General features: G+C 41.4%; 20 protein-coding genes and 3 pseudogenes. All 23 read right to left on the bottom strand.

Annotation, left to right across the window (positions count from 1 at the left end; genetic code table 11):
* Nucleotides 1-121: 121 nt before the first annotated feature.
* The 23 genes and pseudogenes from ugd to wzxC all read right to left on the bottom strand — a co-directional run bounded on the left by ugd (nucleotide 122) and on the right by wzxC (nucleotide 23996).
* A complete protein-coding gene (ugd, locus tag QUE74_RS13130) occupies nucleotides 122-1288 on the bottom strand; it encodes a UDP-glucose 6-dehydrogenase (RefSeq protein ID WP_000704845.1) in 1167 nt (388 codons plus the stop codon).
* A gap of 245 nt (nucleotides 1289-1533) precedes the next feature.
* On the bottom strand, nucleotides 1534-2940 hold the full coding sequence (gnd, locus tag QUE74_RS13135; RefSeq protein ID WP_000043497.1) for an NADP-dependent phosphogluconate dehydrogenase: 1407 nt from the start codon (nucleotides 2938-2940) through the stop codon (nucleotides 1534-1536).
* Nucleotides 2941-3074: 134 nt separating this feature from the next.
* The gene (locus QUE74_RS13140; protein ID WP_274540870.1) at nucleotides 3075-3728 is read right to left on the bottom strand and encodes a sulfatase-like hydrolase/transferase; all 654 of its coding nucleotides are present in this window, start codon (nucleotides 3726-3728) and stop codon (nucleotides 3075-3077) included.
* Nucleotides 3729-3757: 29 nt separating this feature from the next.
* Nucleotides 3758-4702, bottom strand: a complete 945-nt coding sequence (locus QUE74_RS13145; protein WP_001354753.1) for a sulfatase-like hydrolase/transferase — start codon at nucleotides 4700-4702, stop codon at nucleotides 3758-3760.
* A 72-nt stretch (nucleotides 4703-4774) separates the two neighbouring features.
* Nucleotides 4775-5911: pseudogene (locus QUE74_RS13150) on the bottom strand (ISAs1 family transposase).
* 371 nt (nucleotides 5912-6282) lie between these two features.
* Entirely contained in the window at nucleotides 6283-7359 is a 1077-nt protein-coding gene (locus QUE74_RS13155; protein WP_000392208.1) for a DUF1972 domain-containing protein, read from the bottom strand.
* Nucleotides 7360-7389: 30 nt separating this feature from the next.
* A complete protein-coding gene (locus QUE74_RS13160; protein ID WP_000335048.1) occupies nucleotides 7390-8277 on the bottom strand; it encodes a glycosyltransferase family 2 protein in 888 nt (295 codons plus the stop codon).
* A complete protein-coding gene (gene wzy / locus QUE74_RS13165; protein ID WP_001360772.1) occupies nucleotides 8270-9232 on the bottom strand; it encodes an O2/O50 family O-antigen polymerase in 963 nt (320 codons plus the stop codon). Before wzy ends, QUE74_RS13160 begins: the two co-directional genes overlap by 8 nt.
* A 67-nt stretch (nucleotides 9233-9299) precedes the next feature.
* Nucleotides 9300-9857 (bottom strand): dTDP-4-dehydrorhamnose 3,5-epimerase, encoded by a 558-nt coding sequence (rfbC, locus tag QUE74_RS13170; RefSeq protein ID WP_001028394.1) that lies wholly within the window; start codon nucleotides 9855-9857, stop codon nucleotides 9300-9302.
* Between the two features lie 20 nt (nucleotides 9858-9877).
* Nucleotides 9878-10927 (bottom strand): glycosyltransferase family 4 protein, encoded by a 1050-nt coding sequence (locus QUE74_RS13175; RefSeq protein WP_000691393.1) that lies wholly within the window; start codon nucleotides 10925-10927, stop codon nucleotides 9878-9880.
* 15 nt (nucleotides 10928-10942) lie between these two features.
* Nucleotides 10943-12205 carry an O2/O50 family O-antigen flippase gene (gene wzx / locus QUE74_RS13180; RefSeq protein ID WP_000714158.1) on the bottom strand — a complete coding sequence of 421 codons (1263 nt, stop codon included), beginning with the start codon at nucleotides 12203-12205 and terminating at the stop codon, nucleotides 10943-10945.
* Nucleotides 12205-13311, bottom strand: a complete 1107-nt coding sequence (locus tag QUE74_RS13185) for a DegT/DnrJ/EryC1/StrS family aminotransferase (protein WP_001033087.1) — start codon at nucleotides 13309-13311, stop codon at nucleotides 12205-12207. The genes wzx and QUE74_RS13185 overlap by 1 nt, the downstream gene beginning before the upstream one ends.
* 13 nt (nucleotides 13312-13324) lie before the next feature.
* Nucleotides 13325-13486: pseudogene (locus QUE74_RS29600) on the bottom strand (DapH/DapD/GlmU-related protein); the annotation flags it as partial.
* Nucleotides 13487-13546: 60 nt separating this feature from the next.
* Nucleotides 13547-13771 (bottom strand): annotated as a pseudogene (locus tag QUE74_RS29605) (acyltransferase); the annotation flags it as partial.
* On the bottom strand, nucleotides 13758-14168 hold the full coding sequence (locus QUE74_RS13195) for a sugar 3,4-ketoisomerase (RefSeq protein ID WP_001350333.1): 411 nt from the start codon (nucleotides 14166-14168) through the stop codon (nucleotides 13758-13760). The pseudogene QUE74_RS29605 and the gene QUE74_RS13195, both read right to left, overlap by 14 nt.
* Before the next feature lie 17 nt (nucleotides 14169-14185).
* Nucleotides 14186-15061 (bottom strand): glucose-1-phosphate thymidylyltransferase RfbA, encoded by an 876-nt coding sequence (gene rfbA, locus QUE74_RS13200; protein ID WP_000857537.1) that lies wholly within the window; start codon nucleotides 15059-15061, stop codon nucleotides 14186-14188.
* Between the two features lie 57 nt (nucleotides 15062-15118).
* On the bottom strand, nucleotides 15119-16018 hold the full coding sequence (gene rfbD, locus QUE74_RS13205) for a dTDP-4-dehydrorhamnose reductase (protein WP_001023640.1): 900 nt from the start codon (nucleotides 16016-16018) through the stop codon (nucleotides 15119-15121).
* Complete coding sequence (gene rfbB, locus QUE74_RS13210) at nucleotides 16018-17103, bottom strand: dTDP-glucose 4,6-dehydratase (RefSeq protein WP_000699449.1); 1086 nt, start codon at nucleotides 17101-17103, stop codon at nucleotides 16018-16020. Before rfbB ends, rfbD begins: the two co-directional genes overlap by 1 nt.
* Nucleotides 17104-17474: 371 nt before the next feature.
* Entirely contained in the window at nucleotides 17475-18368 is an 894-nt protein-coding gene (gene galF / locus QUE74_RS13215; RefSeq protein WP_000183060.1) for a UTP--glucose-1-phosphate uridylyltransferase GalF, read from the bottom strand.
* Between the two features lie 174 nt (nucleotides 18369-18542).
* Nucleotides 18543-19937, bottom strand: coding sequence for a colanic acid biosynthesis protein WcaM (gene wcaM, locus QUE74_RS13220; RefSeq protein WP_001116071.1), 1395 nt, complete (start codon nucleotides 19935-19937; stop codon nucleotides 18543-18545).
* 10 nt (nucleotides 19938-19947) lie between these two features.
* A complete protein-coding gene (gene wcaL / locus QUE74_RS13225) occupies nucleotides 19948-21168 on the bottom strand; it encodes a colanic acid biosynthesis glycosyltransferase WcaL (RefSeq protein ID WP_000862693.1) in 1221 nt (406 codons plus the stop codon).
* Nucleotides 21165-22445 carry a colanic acid biosynthesis pyruvyl transferase WcaK gene (wcaK, locus tag QUE74_RS13230; protein ID WP_000770816.1) on the bottom strand — a complete coding sequence of 427 codons (1281 nt, stop codon included), beginning with the start codon at nucleotides 22443-22445 and terminating at the stop codon, nucleotides 21165-21167. Before wcaK ends, wcaL begins: the two co-directional genes overlap by 4 nt.
* A gap of 72 nt (nucleotides 22446-22517) precedes the next feature.
* The gene (wzxC, locus tag QUE74_RS13235; protein ID WP_000058420.1) at nucleotides 22518-23996 is read right to left on the bottom strand and encodes a colanic acid undecaprenyl disphosphate flippase WzxC; all 1479 of its coding nucleotides are present in this window, start codon (nucleotides 23994-23996) and stop codon (nucleotides 22518-22520) included.
* Nucleotide 23997 lies beyond the last annotated feature (1 nt).

The following is a 23997-nucleotide window of genomic DNA, read 5'->3' on the forward strand; positions in this document are numbered from 1 at the left end:
TTAAGTCGCCATAGTTTAGCGATAATCGCCATGAATGCTATAGGATAAATGATAAAAATAATGAATTATTACAAAGGGAACATGAGAGAATCAGGGCGAAAATCGCCCTGATAACAGGATGTTAGTCACTGCCAAAGAGATCGCGGGTGTAGACTTTATCTGCCACATCCTTAAGCTCTTCTGCCATACGGTTAGAGATAATGACGTCGGCTTGTTGTTTGAAGGTGGCGAGATCACGTTCCAGGCGAGAGTTGAAGAATGAGTCTTCTTTCATCACTGGCTCGTAGATGATCACTTCAACGCCTTTCGCCTTGATACGTTTCATAATCCCCTGAATAGAAGACGCACGGAAGTTATCTGAACCGCTCTTCATAATCAGACGATAAATACCCACCACTTGCGGCTTGCGTGACAAAATGGCATCGGCAATAAAATCTTTACGCGTGCGGTTAGCATCGACAATTGCCGAGATCAGGTTATTCGGCACAGACTGGTAGTTCGCCAGTAACTGCTTGGTATCTTTGGGCAAACAATAGCCACCATAACCAAACGACGGATTGTTGTAATGGTTGCCAATACGTGGGTCGAGACAAACGCCTTCGATTATTTGACGGGAATTCAGACCTAAACTTTCTGCGTAGCTATCCAGTTCGTTAAAGTAAGCCACGCGCATCGCCAGGTAGGTGTTTGCAAAAAGTTTAATCGCTTCTGCTTCAGTGGAGTCGGTAAACAGGGTCGGGATATTTTGCTTAATCGCTCCTTCCTGTAACAACGCAGCAAAACGTTCTGCGCGTTCTGAACGCTCACCGATGACAATACGTGAAGGATGGAGATTATCGTAAAGGGCTTTACCTTCGCGGAGAAATTCCGGAGAAAAAATAATATTTTCAGTACGATATTTCTTATGCATCGCTGCGGTAAAACCAACGGGAACCGTTGATTTGATGACCATAACCGCATAAGGATTTATTTCAACTACGTCTTTAATTACTGATTCTACACTGGATGTATTGAAATAATTAGTTTTAGGATCATAGTCGGTTGGAGTGGCAATGATGACATAATCAGCATCCCGGTAGGCTTCATTTTTATCTAATGTGGCATTAAAGTGTATGTTATCTGATTGCAAAAACTGCTTAATTTCCTTATCAACAATAGGAGATATCCGATCATTCAGCATAGCAACGCGTGACGGTAAAATATCTAATGCCACAACCTCATGATTTTGTGCGATTAGAAGCCCGTTTGACAAGCCTACATAACCGGTACCGGAAATGGTGATTTTCATTTCATGCTCTCAGAATTAACTTAACTGTGAATCATGATGTTTTTAGCATCCTGATAAGAGCTAAAAGTTTTAACGCTACGTTGTCAGATGGTCAACGCAACAAAAAACAATTCAGATTTTCTTTATAAGAATAGCTGATATTTATTAAGTTAATATTAAGCAGTGAAATTTAGTCTATAAGATAATCGGCAAAAAAAACCGGCGCAATACACGCCGGGCTTCAATTTATTGTTGGTTAAATCAGATTAATCCAGCCATTCGGTATGGAACACACCTTCTTTATCAATGCGCTTATAAGTATGCGCACCGAAATAGTCACGCTGTGCCTGGATCAGGTTCGCAGGCAAAACAGCGGCACGGTAGCTATCATAATAGGCAACCGCAGCAGCGAAGGTCGGAACCGGGATACCATTTTGTACTGCATAAGCAACGACATCACGCAGCGCCTGCTGGTAGTCATCGGCAATTTGCTTGAAGTAAGGAGCCAGCAACAGGTTAGCGATCTGCGGATTTTCGGCATAAGCATCGGTGATTTTCTGCAGGAACTGCGCACGAATGATGCAGCCAGCACGGAAAATCTTCGCGATTTCGCCGTAGTTCAGATCCCAGTTGTACTCTTCAGACGCAGCACGCAGCTGAGAGAAGCCCTGAGCGTAAGAAACGATTTTGCCAAGATACAGCGCACGGCGAACTTTTTCGATGAACTCAGCCTTGTCGCCTGCTGGCTGTCCTTGCGGGCCAGAGAGAACTTTAGATGCGGCAACACGCTGATCTTTCAGAGAAGAGATATAACGTGCAAACACAGACTCGGTAATCAGCGACAGCGGTTCGCCGAGATCTAGCGCACTCTGGCTGGTCCATTTGCCTGTACCTTTGTTTGCTGCTTCATCCAAAATCACATCAACCAGGTAGTTACCGTCTTCATCTTTTTTGGTGAAGATATCTTTGGTGATGTCGATCAGGTAGCTGCTTAGTTCACCGTTATTCCACTCGGTAAAGGTCTGAGCCAGTTCTTCGTTGGTGAGGCTCAGGCCACCTTTAAGCAGTGAATAGGCTTCAGCAATCAGCTGCATATCGCCGTATTCAATACCGTTATGAACCATCTTCACATAGTGGCCAGCACCATCGGCACCAATATAGGTAACGCATGGCTCGCCGTCTTCAGCAACGGCGGCGATTTTGGTCAGGATCGGTGCAACCAGTTCATAGGCTTCTTTCTGGCCACCAGGCATAATGGAAGGACCTTTCAGCGCACCTTCTTCACCACCGGAGACACCGGTACCGATAAAGTTAAAGCCTTCGGCAGAAAGCTCACGGTTACGACGAATGGTGTCCTGGAAGAAGGTATTACCACCATCAATGATGATGTCACCTTTATCGAGGTATGGCTTGAGGGAATCAATAGCAGCATCCGTGCCTGCACCTGCTTTCACCATTAACAGGATGCGACGAGGCGTTTCCAGAGATTCAACAAACTCTTTCACCGTATAGTAAGGAACCAGTTTTTTGCCTGGATTTTCGGCAATCACTTCTTCCGTCTTCTCACGGGAACGGTTGAAAATAGAGACGGTATAACCACGGCTTTCGATGTTGAGCGCAAGGTTGCGCCCCATCACTGCCATACCGACTACGCCAATCTGTTGCTTTGACATTGTTTACTCCTGTCAGGGGTGATCACCGCGGGGTTGCGGCTTATTGAAGATAAAGAATAGCTTAATTTATATCTTCTTTTACAGTCATATATTTCCTAATTAGGAAATTGCTTGTAACTTGTACATTTTTATATTTAGCCACTAATGTTATAAAAACGTTCGGCTAATTTTATTAATTCATTACCACTATTATTTTGAATTAGTTCAACATGATTTTCTTTGCCTGTATTGAAATAATCACTACCAATAGCAGAAAGATGTGAGAATGGTGATGTGCACGTCTTATCAAAAAGAGAACACCCCAAAAAATAATTCATTGAATACTGAATCCCTAACATGTGCAATATTGTTGGCGCGAAACTTAAAGAATTTTCACCTCCTGCATCTAAAACTTCAGGCGTAATATTTTTCCCAATGATCAGAAATGGTATTTTGTCCACAAAATAACGAGAATCGCTGTTAAATGATTTCTTATATTCTGTCGAAGGAAATGTAGAATGATCCGATGTAATTATCAACAACGTATTGCCATAAAATGAACTGCGCCGAAAAAAATCAACAAACTTCCCCAACTGAAAATCATAGTTATAGAATTTATTGTAGAGAGGATTGCTACCATCAAAATATTTTTCATTTGGACTATCTTGACCATGATGAGTACCAGATGGGTACACACCAATAAAAAAGCGTTCGTTTTTATTTTCTTGAGAACGTAAAAAATATTGCAGTGCATTAAATGTTTGCTTATCAGTCATTCTGTCGCGTTGATAACCAATAAAATCTCCCATACCAAGAACTTTATCAAAATTAAGCGTTTTCAACATAGTGTTGAGTGGGCTATTTTTTCTGTAGACGCTATAAAATAACTTTTATAGCCATACTCTTTCAATATATTCGGCAAAGATGTTTGACGATGAAGATAAATATTATTAATTTCTACGTTAGATAATTGTGCAATACCAGTACCAGCATCAGTTAACCCATCACGAAATTGATAGCCAGAAGTTAACTGGCCTCTTAAACCTCGAAAGGTTACTGCTGTATGGTTATAATAATTTTTAAAACTTAGTGCTTCAGTAGATAACTTATCTAAATTAGGCGTAATTGGAAAATGCGCCATTTTTGAATTACCAATAATCTCCGATGAAAATCCCTCAGCAAAGATTACAATAACATTACGCCCTTTGAAGTTGTTGTTATTCTGTAGAGGGTTAATAAAAACACTTGTTTTTAAAAAAGATTTCCCGGCATCACCGATCTTCTCACTAGGCTTAAAGGTTTGCTGTAAATAGTACAATTTTGCTGTTTCATAAAAAGCATATACCGGTCCCGTGCTTATGAAAGAACACACAAGCAATAATACTATACAGAAAAAATTAAATTTATAATATTTAATACGGCCGACTAGAGCACCAGAAGGCATCGTAACGAATGAAACTATAACAAATAAAATAAAAATAGAAAAAACCTTGATTACCTCGCCAATGCCTAGCGATTCAACTTCTGCAGCATTCGACAAGGCAAGAGGCATCAAATATTGTCCTGAACTAAATAGCGATGCTGCCTGTACACCTAAAATTGAGAGATAAATCCCCCACAAGATATTGCTTATAAACTTTCTTTTTATCAGAAAGATTGCCATACTTGCAAGTGTGTATTCGATAGTAAATAACAAAACACTATCCGCCCTTCCTGAGTAAAGTAAAATACTCAAGAAAATAAAAAAAGGTAGTATTATTCTAATTATATTCTTAAAGTTCATGTCGAATTAAACCATATTATTTAATAATTTTAATGCTATTCATTCAATATTCTGTCACTGAGCGAGGAAGGACTAGTAAAGCCCGCTCCCCGCAAGGACTGACGCGAGATAGTTTCTGTCCATGGCTGCTTTTCGCATCTTACGTCTTAATCCTGTCTTGAATACCTTATCATTCGTCAAAATATTAATAGCAATGTGCCGTATCCCAGAAAATAATTCTGCTGCATTTCCTCTTCTTATTTTACAATCGTCTTCATTCATTACCACGTCCAGACGCCAGTGCAGCTTATTCTCCACGTGCCAGTGATTTCAAATCGCTGTCGCAAACTTCTCAGCGGTTAAATCAGCAGAACTGATATAATATCTGACCATCATTTCGGGCTCTTTCTTTTGCTCTGCTATTATTGAGCGAAAGGAGACTGCCACGCATAATTTTTTCAGTCCTTTCCATTCAAACGTGAAATCAATAAGTTCATCAGGGTCATCGCAAACAATATGAAGACGGATATCTTCTCTGCCGTGACTCTTTTCACTAATTGCATAACTGTCATGCTCTGGATTATTTAATTCTTTCAGTGGGAATTTTTCTTCAAAGGCTTTATTAAGCCGACGCTGATTTCCTTTTACAGCGAATAAATAATCACCTCCCTGTTTTTGTATCTTCTCTGCAATATCTTTCTGGCAACCCATCGCATCAGTTGTGATAATTTTCCCTTTAATATCCAACATGTTAAGAAGTTCAGGGATGGCTGTAATCTCATTGGATTTCTCATCCGTCTTGATCTGTCCGATGACCAGACTGTGCATTGTTGAGAACGCACTAATGACATGAATCGCTCCCTTACGGCGACTCTTGTCATAAGAATGCCGGAGTGTTTTTCCATCAATTGCGATGACGTCTTTATCATCTGAAGTATGGCAATCTCGCATCCAGTTAATAAAGCACTCGTGAAATTTTGCAGGACTGATACAGGATACAACTCTGGCAATGGTATCGTGAACAGGAATACCATTTTCAAAATCACCATATTGCTTCAAAAAATCGAGATGTGTTTCTCCAAAATCCTCTATATCTTCCCAGCCTTCTGCACCAGAAATGACGGCACAAATAGTCAACAGTAGAATATCCGATAATTTATGTTCCACTTTCCAGGCTTGTCTGTAATCGGGGATAATAGAAATATGTTCCATCAATTTTTTAAGTTCCATTTTGTTCTCCTTAATTATGTAAGGAGTATTTGATCATGTATAAGCAATAAAAAACAGCTTCAGGTAATGAGGAATATCTCATATTTTTAAACATAAAATGCGAATTATTTAGTACAAAAAGTGTACTTCTGATGATCTTTCCCTGGGCTTGTCTATAACCGGGATAATATAAATATATCCCATCATTTATTTAAGTTATTTTTCACATCTTAAATAGCATAATGAAATTTTACATTATTAATTAAATAGTTTTATTTGATCAAGAGTATTTTAATCATTAAATATATAATGCGCATCATTTAACAAAAAAATCAGCGTTACATTTTTACTCTGATAGCTATATAAGGTCAATTATATTATTGTTAATGCGTTTAATAAATAGATTCATACATAGCAGCTATATGCCTCCAGTTATACATATCTTCAGCATATTTTTTTAAATCTAATACTTGACATTTAAGATTTCCAAAAGACAAACTGTCTGCTAATGAGGTCAGTTGTTCAGAATCATTAAAGTAATGAGCTAAATTATTAGTTGTGTAACGATTAAAGTCACAATCGAAAGCAAAAATAGGAATATTAAAATGCATCGCTTCAACTAAAGAAGGGTTTGTTCCACCAGCCGAGTGTCCATGAATGTATGCAAGGCAATTTTTTCTTAGTTTATAAAGTTCTTCGATATTATAGTTAGGTTCTAGTAGTGTGATATTTGGATAGTTTGAATAATATTTTTTTAGCTGGCGCCCATACTCGCTATTATCCCAATTACCCATAAATTTAATTTTTTTATCTGTATTAATGAAGGCATTCAAAATCATTTCTATATTATTCTCAGGCTCTATCCTACAAAGCCCCAAATAATAACCATCTTTTTTTTGATCATCGTCTATCGGTGTACTAAGATTAGTAGCATGATCTCCCCCATAAGCTATAACTACACTTTTTTTATTGTACTTATTTTCCACATAATCAGCTATTGCTTGATTATCTGAAATGATAATATCAGCTATTCTAATAGATATCGCCTCAGATATTTTGAGAAATTTCTTAGCAAACGTTCCCCATTTATTTCTACGCCATTCAAGCCCATCGATGTTGACAATGATCTTTGATTTTGAAAATAGTTTATAAATTGGTAGAAATAAACAACCAGATACCCCCAATATTAAAACAACATCTGGCCTTTTGAATAAACAAATAATTAAACACATAATGTCATAAATTATGCTAGAGACGCCATTGGCATTTATCGGCAAATAGATTAATTCTGCATTTTTATAATTTTTTAATTTTTTATTATATTTTTTTGAAGAGCAAAATATCTGATATTGTATACCATCAGATTGATAATCAATTAGATTCTGAACAAGTGATTCAAACCCACCATAACAAGCAGGAACACCCACTGTGCCAACTACAGCGACCGTCTTCATATTATTTTCTTCCATTTAAACACCTTGAGCCTAACTATTTTTGTATTAAAAATTATTGAACATACCATCACGTACAGCTTTAAAACAAACCTTCAGTGAATTTAATTTTTCTTTCGAATATAAAATTTCAAATACAATATTCTTTGTCGCATGAAAAAAAGCATGATAACGATACTTGAAGCTATAATTTGAATGCAGCATTAAGTATATTGCATTACGTATTTTATAAAAATTTCTGAAAGAATTATGTATTGTAACAGATCGACCAGCAAAAATTTTCTGCCCATACCCAAGTTCATGAGAAATGATGACTGATGGTGTCTGAACAATAATCATACTATTAGCTAATGCACGCCAACACCATTCTGTATCAACCCAGTCTATAAAGAGTTTTTCACAAAATGGTCCGACGACGCGCCATGCCTCGCGAGACATTAACATCCCAGAAGCAATAACATGCGAGGGATAAAGATCATCGTCTACTTCACTACATATAACTTTTGTACTCGTAAAAATATTTAGGCTGACTGACGGATGCATATAATTTGAACGATGGTCTTTAAAAAAAGGAGAAGCACAAGCAACATTTTTACCTTTTTTATTATTTTTCGTAAATGTACTCTTAAGTTTTTCAATAACATCGCTAGGAAAGCAAGTATCCTGATCTGAGAAAAATAAATAGTCAAACTCTTTTGCTTCCAGACCCTTCTTAACACCATGGTTCTGAGCAAATGCAATGCCTTTGTTTTCCGAAAGCAAAATAATTTCAAGGTTATTAATAATGATATTTTTTATCAAATGACTATTATTTGAGCCATTATCTACAAGAATTATTCTCTCAACTTGTGGGGCTAAAGAGTTAATACATTCCGTCAAACGAATAATTTCCGGGTTGTAAGTAACAATTATAGCCAACACCTTAGCCTTACACATTAATCACTCCAAAAACCATATGATAATAGTATGTTAGATACAATAAAATTAACACTTTGCAAAAAACAAAATAATAATTCTTTTTTTGCTTAATAAACACCCCAATGGTTAACATAAGGAAAAAATACATTTCCAAAATACGGAAAGCCATAACAGGTAGAGAGAAAAGGCTAAAAGTCACGTATTGCATGACACCATAACAAAAGAAAAGTCTTAAATTTCTCCTTTCATTTCCAATGCTTGATATGTAACTAATAACAAACCAGAAAATAGCGGTAAGGGATAATGAATTTATTAAATTTACACCAGCTTCGTTTCCTATTTTTTGTCCCACTCCAAAATTTCTTATAAAAGAAATGATCTCTTTTCCTTCTCCTGAGATCGCAATCAAAACAAGAATACTGAAACAAAAATAACCAAGGTGTCTTATTTTTTTTGAATAGACAAAAGGATATAAAAGCAAAAAAGGCAAAGCAGACCAATGAGTTGCAATTGCACATAATAGCGAGAAATAAAAATAAGTCGGTTTATTTATAAATAAATAGTATACGGAAAACATTAAAATGGAAATACATAGACCATTTCTGAATTGAGTATAATCTAAAACCCAAAGTGCAACGCTTGCATAATAAACAAAGAATAAGGTCAAGCCTGAAAAATTACGCGAATAGTTAGCAAGAAACCTTGCCTTTATAAAAAAAGAACATGTTAAAATTATAAAAATGATAGTTTCATAGCTGGTCGTTATTAACATCAATCCGCGATAAAATAATTCAAGAACCCCCTCCCCTTCTTCACCAGAAAAGATCTGTATATAATTATCATAGTCTCTACTTCGCCCCAAAAACTGGGTATTTGCGATAATGAAGCCTACAATAAGTGTAAATATAAAAAATAAGTAGATAAAACTTATTAAGCTTTTATCGTGTTTATATTTCGGACTATTTTCTGTCATTATACAAACATACTCAAAAAATATAAGCAACCACCTATCCTTCAGACGGATAAGGTGGCACACTTTATTAGAACAGTTCACTGTCCAATAATTCTGAAAATAATTTTGCTTCTTGATCTTTTTGCGATAATGACAGAGCACTACTGCAGAAAGGCCAATCGATGTTTAAAATAGGATCATTGTAAATAATTGCTTGCTGATGACCAGGAGCATAGTAGTTCGTTGTTTTATAAATGAACTCAGCTTCATCACTGGTCACCAAGAAACCATGAGCAAATCCTTCAGGTATCCATAATTGTCGTTTATTTTCTGCGGAAAGGGTTATTCCAAACCATTTTTTGAACGTTGGTGAATTTTTTCTAAGATCAACAGCAACATCAAATACCTGACCTACAACACATCGAACTAATTTAGCCTGTGCATACGGTGCTAATTGATAATGTAACCCACGTAGTACGCCTTTACTAGATTTTGAATGATTATCCTGAACAAAATTTACGTGCCTTCCTATTGTCTTCTCAAATTCAATCTGATTATAACTCTCCATAAAAAAGCCGCGTTCATCACTAAACACTTTTGGTTCAAGAACGATCAGATCTGGAATATCAGTTTTAACAATATTCATATTTTCCCCATCAACGTATACTATTTATTTGCATCTAACAATAAACTATTGAAAGTTTCACCAACAATTTTCCAGTCATATTTATTCAACACAGAAATATTAGATTGGATTTCTTTGCTTTTTTCTTCTAGGTCAAGATTGAGACAAAGATTAATTGCTTTACCAAGTTTGCAAGCATCAAACTTGACTAATTTAAGTACACTGTTAGTTTCAGTAAGTGGCGCATAATTTGAAATAACAAGACAACCACAAGCCATTGATTCAGCACAAGGATAATGGAAAGCGCCATCTTCAATTAACCCAGCTGCAATCATGATGTCATTGCTTCGATAAAAAGATGCCAATTCTAAATCAGAAGTAATCGGAAAAAAATTAACCTGAAACCCGGCAGCAATTAAACGCTCCTTATCAACTTCTTCAAGATAGATCGCAATATTAATTATAATTCCAACTTTATTTTCCAGTGAACACAATACTGAAATAATTTCGCTAGTTCCTTTGTGCTTCTCTTTTCTACCAATAATCCCTATTGATGTGTGACCATTTAATAACCTATTTGATGGTTTCGGATAGAAAACGTTTAAATCTACTCCTGCAGGAACTACTCCTATAAAATCATCATGTTTATGAGGAAGCAAATTAGGACTATTTAGTATTTTTTTAAGCGGTAAATAATATGTTAAACCCGCTATTAATTTCCATATTATATTATCAAAAAAATTAACTTCATACGCCTGAATATAATAATATTTCTTACGACGGGTGATTGGTAATAATGCGACAAGATAGGCAGTCAAATGAAAACTAGCAACTACAGCATCAGGATTTAATTCTATGCATTTACGCCACAGATTATAGTAATTTTTAATGATTCTCAATATTTTTACACGGTTTTGACTAGATTTACTCGTGACGATTTTTGCTGTGGTAGCATAATATGGATTAGTTCTATTATCTGGAACAACAAAACTTACATCATGTCCATAATTCATCAATTCAGTTGCCAGCTTAGAAAGAACTCTTTCACCACCAGCCCTGCCAAATCCTAAGACAGGTATAATTATTTTCAATTTCAACCTCTGTTTTTAATTAATTCTTCTGACATTAATAAAATTAGTAAACACAAATGCAAACACAAAATATAAACTATATGTAATGACATAACTTATGTTAGCACCATGTACTCCATAATTTACAACAAAAATATAGGTGGTAACGATAAAGAGCATAGAAAAAATCACTTCTGAACTGATGAATAGTTTAGTATGCCCCTGACTTTGAAGAGGGTATGCATAAAGAAAACCAGCAATTTTTATTACATCCCCTACGAGTTGTAACAAAAATAATTCACGAGCTGAGCGAAACTGTTCAGTAAATAAAACTGTTATTACCAAATCGCGGAATAAATAGATACTCAACGCCATGAATGAAGTAATAGATACTATGTATAATATAGTACTATTTACCTCTTTTTTTATAAGGAAACTTGTTTTTATAATTGTCAATCTTGGTAAGAAATATGTTGACAAAGCAATTGTCACAACACCAAGATAGACCTCAGATATCTTCCATACGGCCTGCCATTGCCCTGCATCCTCCCAACCAGTTTTAGCAATCAATATTTTTCTAATACACATCAATGCTGTAGGCATGGAGATAACAGAAACCAAAGCCATCAGAGTATAATGAATAATTTTTATAATTTTGTCTTTATCCGTTTTACCCCACCAATATTTAAATCTAAACCAAGATTTATTGAGACAAAATAAAACTAATACAAGACCAGCAATAGCACTATTTATAGCCGTGGCAATCAATGCACCTTTAAGATTATAAGCTACAATCAACAAAATCATAAACATAGTAGAAATGAATACAGAAAACATCCCAACCAATATATATTGCTTATAGAATTGTTGACCATTTAAAACTGAAGCGATCAATGTATTTAAAATGGAGAATGGCAATATACAACATGCGAAAATGATTAACCATGTGTATTGTCCATCGCTAAAAAGTAACTCGCTAATATTTTTCGACAATAAAATAACAACGGGAATAATAAGCAAGAATAAAAACAGAGTAACCCTTAAGCATGCGCGCCACCATGGCGCGCATGCTTCCTGTCCTTCTTGCCAATTTTCCGCAGTATATCGAACAAGACCGGTGCTTACAGGTGCAGAAGTAGTACCTGCAACTATTGTGATTAAACTTTGCACTTGGCCAAGCATTGCTACCCCTGATGGCCCTGTATAAATTGCTACTACCTTACCGATGATAAAACCCGCAATCATTTTAATGAATGTATAGATAGCGGATAATATAGTTACCTGAAGAAATTTTTTCATTACTTGTAATCATTGACCACTTTGATTACATAATTGACATCATCTTCACTCATTACCGGACTTATAGGTAAAGAAATGACTTCATCATGAATTTGCTCAGTAATTGGAAGGCTAAGACTAGACATATTTTGATATGCTTGCTGCTTATGGGGTGGTAATGGATAGTGAATTAAGGTTTGGATACCCTTCTCTGATAAGTATGACTGGAATTTTTCACGATTAGCGATTCTTACTACAAATAAATGCCAAACGTGCGCACCTTGGCCTTCGTACACTGGTAACGTAATCGCAGGGTTTTTTATTTCACGAATATATTTTTCAGCAATCCTTTGCCGAATCGCAGTATCTTCCGGTAATGTATGGATTTTTACACGCAATAAGGCTGCTTGCAGTTCATCCAATCGACTATTCAATCCCTGATAAATATTTTCATATTTCTTATGTGACCCATAATTTCGCAAAGCTTTTATAGTTGAGGATAATTCTGCATTATTTGTAGTAACAGCTCCCGCATCCCCCAAAGCTCCAAGGTTTTTTCCTGGATAAAAACTAAATCCTGCAGCATCCCCCCAAGCTCCAGCTTTGCGACCATCACGTATTGCACCATGTGCTTGTGCACAATCTTCAAGAATCAACAGATTATATTTTCTTGCGATTGCACTAATTTCTGGCATATTGCACAATAGACCATATAAGTGAACCGGTAATATTGCTTTAGTTTTTTCCGTAATGTAATTTTCAATTAAAGCAGGATTAATATTATAAGTTTCTATATCTGGTTCAACAAGAACAGGAACAAGTTTGTTCTCTGTTATAGCAAGAATAGAAGCAATATATGTATTTGCCGGTACTAATACCTCGTCACCGTCTTCTAGATAGCCGAGTTCTTTCCATGCCCTCAATACTAGTATCAACGCATCAAGGCCATTTGCTACACCAATGCAATACTTAACTCCACAGTATTCTGCGAACTCTTTCTCGAACTGCTCAAGTTCTTCGCCCATGATATACCAACCAGAATCTAGCACCCTACTAAACGCAGAGACTAATTCTTTGTGCTGTCGCTGGTTAATTGCAAAAAGATCTAAAAAATCAATTTTATTCATTATCCTCTACCCATTTAATAAATCGAGCTGGATTACCTACTACTATTGCGCATGGCGGTACATTTTTGGTTACGACACTCCCCGCACCAACGATTGCTTTTTCACCAATTTCAATTCCTGGCAGGATGGTTGCATTAGCACCTATTGATGCTCCTTTGCGTATTATTGTGTGCAAAAATTCATCAGGATAGACTTTAGAGCGAGGATACTTATCATTTGTAAATGCTACACAAGGACCAATAAAAACATTATCCTCTATTTTAACGCCATCCCAAATATACACACCGCTTTTGACTGTGACATTGTTACCAATTACAACGTTATTTTCAATCAAGGTATTTGCACAGATGTTGCAATTATTACCAATTACAGCACCTTTTAGTATTACAACAAACTGCCAGATAGTTGTTCCATCACCAATTGATGTTGTCTGGACGTCACTTAGCTTATGAATTCTCAATTGAATTTACTCTTCTAATAAAATCATCATAATTGCGTATATAATCAGACTCTTTATAGAAATCATCCGCAATTACAAGCAGCACACAATCATCACTAAAATCATACATTTCATGCCATATATAGGGTTCTATCAGCAACGCAATTGTTGGATCATTAAGTTCCACCTGCTTTGTTTCTTTACCATTATCCAGATGAAATTTACAAGCTCCCTTGACTACAATAGCTAACTGACGAGTAACCTTGTGCGCATGAAATCCGCGTCTTACTCCCTTAAGAGTCTCGAGTATGTAATATATTCTTTTGACTTCGAAAGGTATATTTCGTTGCTCTTCAAGAGCAATTAATGCACCACGCTCATCCCCATGTTTTTGCAAAGAGATTAATTTAATATCCATCATTGAGTTCCCACATACTATTCGCTGATCATTTTCAGCAAATATTGACCATATTGATTCTTGATAAGCGGTTCGGCTAATACTTTTACCTGCTCAGCATCAATAAACCCTTTACGATAAGCAATCTCTTCCGGGCAAGATACTTTTAATCCCTGACGCTCTTCAATGGTGGCAATGAAGTTACTTGCTTCAATAAGGCTTTGATGCGTCCCTGTATCCAGCCATGCATAACCACGCCCCATCATAGCGACAGACAAACGCCCCTGTTCCATATAGATACGATTAATATCGGTAATTTCCAGTTCACCTCGGGCAGATGGCTTAAGATTTTTTGCCATTTCTACAACGTCGTTATCATAGAAATAAAGCCCAGTTACCGCATAATTACTTTTTGGCTGTAGCGGTTTTTCTTCCAGGCTAATTGCCGTACCGTTTTTGTCAAACTCAACGACACCATAGCGTTCAGGATCATTAACGTGATAGGCAAATACCGTTGCACCACTTTCTTTGTTAACAGCGGCATCCATTAACTTCGGCAGATCGTGACCGTAGAAGATATTATCACCGAGAACCAGAGCACAATCATCACTACCGATAAACTCTTTACCGATGATAAATGCCTGCGCAAGACCATCTGGGCTCGGTTGCACTTTGTACTGAAGATTAAGGCCCCACTGACTCCCGTCACCCAGCAGTTGTTGAAAACGAGGAGTATCCTGTGGCGTACTTATAATTAGAATATCGCGAATACCCGCCAACATCAGTGTAGAGAGCGGGTAATAGATCATCGGTTTATCATAAATAGGTAACAGCTGTTTACTGACTGCCATAGTCACAGGATAAAGACGAGTACCAGAACCACCTGCTAAAATAATACCTTTACGCGTTTTCATTTCATCATTCCTTTTAATTCATCTTGTTCCACCATCACGAACAAGATGCAAAAACTATTAAATTGCTGTAGTCGTAAATAATTCGTTGAGCATGCGTTTCACGCCAACCTGCCAGTCAGGCAAGACAAGCGCAAAGTTCTGCTGAAATTTTTCTGTATTAAGGCGAGAGTTATGTGGACGACGAGCTGGTGTAGGATAGGCTGTTGTTGGTACCGCATTGAGTTTGTTGAGTGCGAGGGGAATGCCTGCTTTGCGCGCCTCTTCAAAAACCAGCGCAGCATAATCGTGCCAGGTTGTGGTACCACTGGCTACCAAATGGTACAAGCCTGCGACTTCTGGTTTATTCAGTGCGACACGAATGGCATGTGCTGTACAATCAGCCAGCAGCTCAGCACCTGTTGGCGCACCAAACTGATCGTTAATAACGGCCAATTCTTCACGCTCTTTTGCCAGACGTAACATCGTTTTGGCGAAGTTATTTCCTTTACCTGCATAGACCCAGCTGGTCCGGAAAATAAGGTGCTTCACACAATGCTCTTGTAATGCTTTTTCTCCGGCTAACTTGGTTTCACCGTAAACATTTAGCGGTGCGGTTGCATCCGCCTCCTGCCATGGTATTTCACCGGTTCCCGGAAATACGTAGTCAGTAGAGTAGTGAATAACCCAGGAGCCGACTTCATTGGCTGCTTTCGCAATCGCTTCGACACTTGTCGCGTTAAGTAATTGTGCAAACTCCGGTTCTGATTCTGCTTTGTCAACTGCGGTGTGAGCGGCTGCGTTGACAATAATATCAGGCCGAATGCTTCTTACGGTTTCAGCTACACCTTCAGGATTACTAAAATCACCACAATAATCAGTGGAGTGAACATCAAGAGCAATCAAATTACCCAGAGGTGCCAGAGCACGCTGTAGTTCCCAACCTACCTGCCCTGTTTTGCCGAATAGGAGGATATTCATTACTGGCGTCCCTCATAGTTTTGTTCAATCCACGATTGATAGGCGCCACTTTTCACATTATCAACCCATTTTGTATTGGACAGGTACCATTCTACTGTCTTCCGAATCCCGCTCTCAAACGTTTCCTGTGGTTTCCAACCCAATTCGCGACTAATCTTCTCAGCATCAATCGCATAACGGCGATCGTGTCCTGGGCGATCAGCAACATAAGTAATTTGCTCACGATAAGATTTCTCTTTCGGGACTATCTCATCCAACAAATCACAAATAGTCAGCACAACATCGATGTTTTTCTTTTCGTTGTGTCCGCCAATGTTATAGGTTTCACCCGCTTTACCTTCAGTAACTACGGTATATAGCGCACGAGCATGATCCTCTACATACAACCAGTCGCGAATTTGATCTCCTTTGCCATAAATAGGTAATGCCTTACCTTCCAGTGCATTAAGAATAACCAGTGGAATAAGCTTTTCCGGGAAATGATAAGGGCCATAGTTGTTCGAGCAATTAGTCACGATTGTCGGTAAACCATAAGTACGTTTCCATGCGCGAACCAAATGATCGCTTGACGCTTTAGAAGCAGAATATGGACTACTTGGCGCGTATGCTGTCGTTTCCGTAAATAACGGCAATGTTTCATTGCTATTTACTTCATCCGGATGGGGTAAGTCACCATACACTTCATCAGTAGAAATATGATGAAAGCGAAAGTTTTTTTTCTTTTCATCATCCAGACCAGACCAATAATTGCGCGCTGCTTCTAAAAGTACGTAAGTACCTACAATATTAGTTTCAATGAATGCCGCCGGACCAGTTATTGAGCGGTCAACGTGGCTCTCAGCCGCCAGGTGCATTACCGCATCTGGCTGGTGTTGTGAAAAAATACGAGCCATCGCTGCGGCATCACAGATATCTGCATGCTCAAATGAATAACGTTCAGAATCAGAAATTTCAGCGAGCGATTCCAGATTTCCGGCGTAGGTTAATTTATCGACATTAACAACACTATCTTGCGTATTATTTATTATGTGACGAACAACAGCAGAACCAATAAATCCTGCGCCACCAGTAACAAGTATCTTCACTTTTTTATTCCATATAGCCAGAGAGCATGCTGTGAAATAGACTGCTCCAGATTTGATTAATAGAGGTATTAATGCACGCTACCGCCCCTGGCTTTACAGCTACCAGAGTACTGCATGCATGCCTACGATGTGACGAGCGTTACCCACTCGCGCTAAACCCGAAAAATTCAAACGCTAATTGTCTTACCAATCCGCTCTGGAAACAAGGAAAATCCTGGAAAACTTTGACTAAAATCCTATTGCTAACTCGTTGTTATTCTGATTGTTTATATAAAACAACGGCAGGAATATTCGCAACAAATTACTTTCGCCACGAATCTTCACTGCCGTTATAATTTTCTTATCAACCGTTACATCCGGTCAGATTTTCATTATTCGCTTAACAGCTTCTCAATCCCTTTACGGAACTTCGCCCCTTCTTTGAGGTTGCGTAGTCCATACTTCACAAATGCCTGCATATAACCCATTTTTTTACCGCAGTCGTAGCTGTCACCTGTCATCAGCATGGCATCAACGGACTGTTTTTTCGCCAGTTCAGCGATGGCATCAGTCAGTTGAATACGTCCCCATGCACCAGGCTGAGTGCGTTCAAGTTCCGGCCAAATATCGGCAGAAAGCACATAGCGACCAACGGCCATGATGTCTGAGTCCAGTGTTTGCGGCTGATCCGGTTTTTCGATGAATTCAACAATGCGGCTGACTTTACCTTCGCGATCCAGCGGTTCTTTGGTCTGGATGACCGAGTATTCAGAGAGGTCACCCGGCATACGTTTTGCCAGCACCTGGCTACGGCCTGTTTCATTGAAGCGCGCAATCATGGCAGCAAGGTTGTAACGCAGCGGATCGGCACTCGCGTCGTCGATCACAACGTCTGGCAGTACCACGACAAATGGATTGTCACCAATGGCGGGTCGTGCACATAAAATGGAGTGGCCTAAACCTAAAGGTTCGCCCTGACGCACGTTCATAATGGTCACGCCCGGCGGGCAGATGGACTGAACTTCCGCCAGCAGTTGACGCTTCACGCGCTGCTCAAGGAGAGATTCTAATTCATACGAGGTGTCGAAGTGGTTTTCGACCGCGTTCTTGGACGCGTGAGTTACCAGGAGGATTTCTTTGATCCCTGCAGCCACAATCTCGTCAACAATGTACTGAATCATTGGCTTGTCGACGATCGGTAGCATCTCTTTGGGAATCGCCTTAGTGGCAGGCAACATATGCATCCCAAGACCCGCTACAGGAATAACTGCTTTTAAATTCGTCATTATTTCATCCACCTGTAAAATGGTTGCTGAATTATAGCTTGTTCGATTTTTTTCGCCAGCATCAATTACCCTGAATTGATTACTGAATTACTTGTGATGTTACGCCGCTTCGTTGTGGATTGCAGTAGCATTGTTCCTAAGTATGGCTCCATTTTTCCAGGAATGGTCGCAAATCTACTCCCTCCGTTCCGGCAATCTAAAGTTAATCTTTTCCACATTAACAATATGGTGATTTATCCTGTCGATATCGACGGAGCTTTGCCCTCTTTCATTCACCGCATGAACATTTGCAAGAGACAGCAGTGTTTCTTTTTTCGCCATAAAGACGCCACGAATGTCTTTGCGCATGTCGAAGTTCATGCTCAATGCAGGTCCAACAGAGGATTCCTGCATCACATTGATATTTCGCATAAAAAGGTGTTGCGGTTTATTGTGTAGCTCAAGCGACGCACGCTTCATCTCAATGTTAGTCAGTGCCACAAAGGAGACGGCATTCCCGGCAGAGATTTGGATGCCGCGCAATTTGTAAGCAAGGTAGGTGTTATCCAGCTGAATATTATTCACTCGGAAATTTTGCGGTATCGAGAGATATTTGCCTTTAATTACCCCATAGCCGATTAACATCCCGGCGCTATTAATCATTTCAATATTATCAATCACGAAATTGTCACAACCGTAAATAGCGACTGTGGCGTTATCAATGCCTGCTTTCTTACTGAAATCCGGCGTGATATTGCGGGCTTTGATATTACGAATAACAAAATGTTTACCATTTTCAACATGTATCAACTGCCGACAATCCGATCCCGTGATATTCGCCACGACAAAGTTTTTCACTGCCTGATCTTCCGGGTAATTATTATCGTAAGTGCTTCCCGCAAGGCCTATGCCAATGCCCCAGTTGATTTTGCCGTTAGTACAGTTGATGCGCTCGATGACATGGTCGGAGATCAAAATATCACTGTCGTTAATTGCCACGTTCCATTCAATGGCGTCGCCCTGTAAGTCGCTGAACTTACAGTTGGTGATGTTGGCACCGATAATCTGGTTATGAAATCCCTGGCGTAAGATAGCGTAGTTAGCGTGGCTAACGGTGAGGTTATTGATGGTCAGGTTGCGCATGACCCGTTTGTTTTTGCCACCGATATAAATCTGCGTTACCGGGCCAAAGCCGCTCATCGCCAGCCCTTTGATGGTGCAGTCAGAACCGCGCACATCCAGGGTGATGTTATGCATACTGCCGCCCTTCTCCCCTGTCACCTGGCTGCCGTCCTGTAAGACAAATCGCCCTCTGCCGTTGCCGCGCAGGCTTCCCAGGATGTGTAACGTTTTGCCAGGGGGGATGAAGATGCCAGTGTTGATATTGTCGCAAACCAATCCGGCAGGCACGACGACCGTTTGCCCTTCGCTGAAGGCTTGTTTAAATGAGGCGATCCAGTCGTGTGGATTGTAGTCGTTGATATTGACGCTTTGTCGGGCAGGAAGTGCGCGAGCGAAAGGGGTATGGAGGAAGGCAAGCACCGAGCTTGCCGTCAGGAAGGTGCGTCGGGAGAGTTTTTTAAATGGCATGCGTTCTCCTCTATAAAGCCTGCAACAAGCTGGCGAGTTCTCGGTTAATCACCTGCTGGTTAAAATCGTGTTCGACTTTTTCGCGCGCACGTTTGACAACCGTAGTAAGTTCGTCGGTGTCCAGCTGGCTAAACGCCGCCAGACGTTGCGCCAGTGCACGAGCATCGTTCTCAGGCACCAGCCAGCCGGATTTATCGGCCTCCACCAGTTCCGGAATTCCGCTATGCAGAGTAGAAACAACCGGAATACCGACTGCCATCGCTTCCATTAGCGCCACCGGAATACCTTCCATATCACCGTCAGCACCCGTTACCGAAGGCAACAGGAAGACATCCGCGTCGTCGAGCATCGCCTTCACTTCGTGGCTTGGTTTAAAGCCCGGCATCTCTACCACATCTTCCAGTTGATATTGTTCGATGAGGGTGCGCAGGCGTCGTTCCCACGGGCCAATGCCGAGGATGCGATAGCGAAATGCCACGCCCTGCTCTTTCAACTGACGGCAGGCTTCGATCGCCACATGCAGGCCTTTTTTCTCGGTTAAGCGTGCGACGGAAATGATTTCCAGCGGCGTTGCAGGCGCTTTTACCGGACGCGGGCTAAAGCGCGTCATGTCTACACCCATGCGCGATACGGCAATTTTTTCCCTCGGGCAGCCCATTTTTTGCAGCCTTGCGGCCCACAGATCGCTAATCGGTAGCATCAAATCGCCACGGCGAAACAGTTGTTGATATTCGGGAGTGTAATGGTTGAGCACTTCCCGACTGGAGATATCAATGCCGTGGAAGATAGTGGCAATTTTGCCGCGAATGACACCCAGTTCCCGTAGTTTTGCTGCGGTTACCCCCGCAGGGCCAAAATGTGCGATAAACACATCAGCATGAAACGGTGTTGCGACCTGACCACAAATGGCAGACAAAATCAGGTTCCGCGACTCAGCACCATAGCGTTTGAGGTTGAGCGCCTGCCAGGTATTTTTACGATGAATGCCGCGTAAGGTCTGGCTGGCGCGGTGGCGCAGTTTCGCCACTTTGCCTTGTGGTTCGTCCTGTAACCAGCTAGTTCTGGCGGCAAGGTTATATTTCGTCCATGCCGCGTGGGTGTTTTGCGTATCGCCTTTTTGCAGTGCGACAATCTCCACCTCAAAGCCCATATCAATAAACGCAGTGATTTGGTTGAGAACGAAGGTTTCCGACGACAGCGGAAATTTCAATAAGAAGAAGCCGACCTTCATTTCGCCTCCCCGATGCGCTCGAGCACAGATTGCACCATCTGCATTCCTGCCTGGCGTTCGCGACTGACGGCTTCGTTAAGTCGTGTATTCAGCTCCGGAAGCTGGCCTAAGGTATCCGCAACCATCGCTTGCAGGCTGCCGTCTAATAAATGACGGATATCAATCGCCATCTCAGGTAGCCCAAGCTGCTGCATAATCCCGGCGGATTTGTGTTCGTAGTTGATGGCAATTGCCGGAGTGGAGAAATTCATCGAGATAATGGCAGAGTGCAGGCGCGTACCGACGGTGAGTTCACAGGCACCGAGGATTTTGCCCATTTCCAGATCGTTGAGCTCATCCATCACCACGTGATAACGGGCAGGATCGCTGATGTGCTGACGCAGGTTGAGCGCCACCATGCGGTCGTCTTTGTTATAACTGTCGATGCCCGTACAGGTGGAGAGCGCAATGACCTGATAGCCTTCGTCGAGAATGCGATTGACCACCCCGGCAAAGGCTTTTTCATACGCTTGTTGAGTGGTGCCGAGACGTTTGTCGAACGGTGCCAGTTCGCGCAGGGTAATGGCCACCGTTTTCTGCTGTGCGGCTACATCCAGCCAGTGTTGAACAGCATAGCTGGCGGTGAAGTCTTCGGTGTGGTGATCGACCAGCCACGCGGTATCGACGCCATGTTCAACTTTTGCGGTAGTGATATTGCTGCGTTTCATTAGATCCAGGCTGACCGATTCGCGCAGGATCAGCGCGTCGCAGTGCCCGAATACGTAGTTTGCCAGTTGGTTAAATTGCTCATCCTGGAACGGGCCGACGCTGTGACCAATCATAAACAGCGGCTTTTTCGCCATAAACGTGCAAAGCGCGTGTTCAAACTGCGGCACGCCGTAGAGATCGACAAAAAACGATCCGCCGACCTGAATAATGGCGTCGTAACCTGACAGCAGGCGCACAAAGTCAGTGAATCCCTGGGCAATGGCGATATTACGCAACTTGCCGGTGTCGGTGACGCGTGAGAGCAATACCTGGTGCTGGTAGCGGCGACGGAGGACTTTTTTTACGCGCCCGACAACGCCCGCCGCGCTGTTGTGTTGTTTCATTTGCAGGAACAGCGGATCACCCATTACCGGGCGGTTGAGCAGCCAGGAAGAACTGACCGGATAGCGGCTCATTACGTCCACTTCGGCGTGAGGGTTGAGGATGTTGATGGCATCAAGTAGGCCGCGCAAGATGGCGCTGTCGCCGCGATTGCCGCAAGTGTGGTTGCCCAGAATCAGTAATTTCATTTTTTCCTCATAAATTTGATGCCAGGTGAGGCTGTGTTTGTTGTGTTCGTTGTCGGAACCGAAAACAACCATTCACCCGGCCCGCAAAAGCATTTTCATTTTTTCGCTGCGACAAAACTGACGCTTCACTTCCACCACCAGCGGATGGCGCGACAGCACAATCATCACCACAAATGCCAGCACGCCCGCGACTATTTGCACCGCCAGCAGCGTCCCCAGCGTCAGTTGTCCTTTCAGCACAATGCCCAGCGCATAACTGAACACCAGCGTCGGTAGCGAGAGATAAAACGGCAGCCATAAACTCAGGATGTACTGGCGATAACTGGAACCGAGCACCGGTTTAATCATCACGAAATAACTCAGAATGGTGTTGATAATCTGCACCAGCAGGAAACCAAGCGTGACGCCGATTGCGCCCGCCATCTGCCCGCCAATAACAATCGCCGGAATAAACAGAAAGGTTTTGAATACATTGAATTTAAAGCTGATATCCACCCGCGCTTTCGCCATCAGCAGCGAGCCAATCGGGTTACCCACTGAGCGCAGTAGCCCCACAATACACAGCAATTGCAGCACCGGAATAATGCTGTTCCACTTCTCACCAAAGACCAGCGGTACAAAGTTATTCGACACCACCATCAGCCCCAGCAGCGCCGGAAAATTGATAATCCCCACCACCGATAGCAGCTTGTAGAAGTTAACGCGCAGCTTTTCGGTGTCGTCCTGAATTTTGGCAAACGCCGGAAACAACACGCGGGTGATGATCGGGTTCAGTTTCATCGGCGGCACAACGGCCACGTTGTACGCCAGGTTGTACCCCCCTGCCACGCCCGCGCCGAGAATACGCGCCAGCACCAGCGTTGAAAGGTTGGTGTTGAGATAGTTGATGATGCTGTCCGCCGTCAGCCAGGCACCAAAGCGTAAGTTCGGCGCAACAGACGCCAGCGAGAAATGCAGACCGGGGCGATAAATTTTTCGACCATAGTAGCCAAACAGCAGCGTTCTTACCGCACTATTGACCAGATAACCGAGGATCGCGGTCATCGCCAGCGGCCAGAAATGGGCGCTAACCACCGTAAAAGTAAAGCCCGCCAGCACCGCGCTGGTTTCGATCATGCCGATTTTGTTGAACTCCAGCTCCTTTTGCATCAACGCGCGAAACTGTTGCCCGTGGGGGATCACCACAAACGCCAGCGACAATGTTTTAATCAACGGTGCCAGATCCGGGTTATTCAGCACGTCACCAATGGCATCACTCAACAAAAACACCGCCACGCACACCACGATCCCCAGCCCGACGTTCAGCCAGTAAAGCGTGGTGAGTTCAAGATGGCTGATTTCTTTTCGCTGAATAATCGAGTTAGCGATGCCGAAGTCAGAAAGCGTGTCTGCCAGCGCGATAATCACCAGCGACACGGTAAGCAAACCGAACTGGTGGTTGTCGATAATCCGCGCCAGCACGGTCATCTGCACCAGCCCGAGGCCGATGATGATTACTGTGGCAATCGCCGACCATTTCGCGCCGCTGATGGTTTTTTCACGTAAGCTCATA

It is taken from the genome of Escherichia sp. 10290 (assembly GCF_030295155.1).
In the GTDB taxonomy this organism is placed as follows: domain Bacteria; phylum Pseudomonadota; class Gammaproteobacteria; order Enterobacterales; family Enterobacteriaceae; genus Escherichia; species Escherichia coli_F.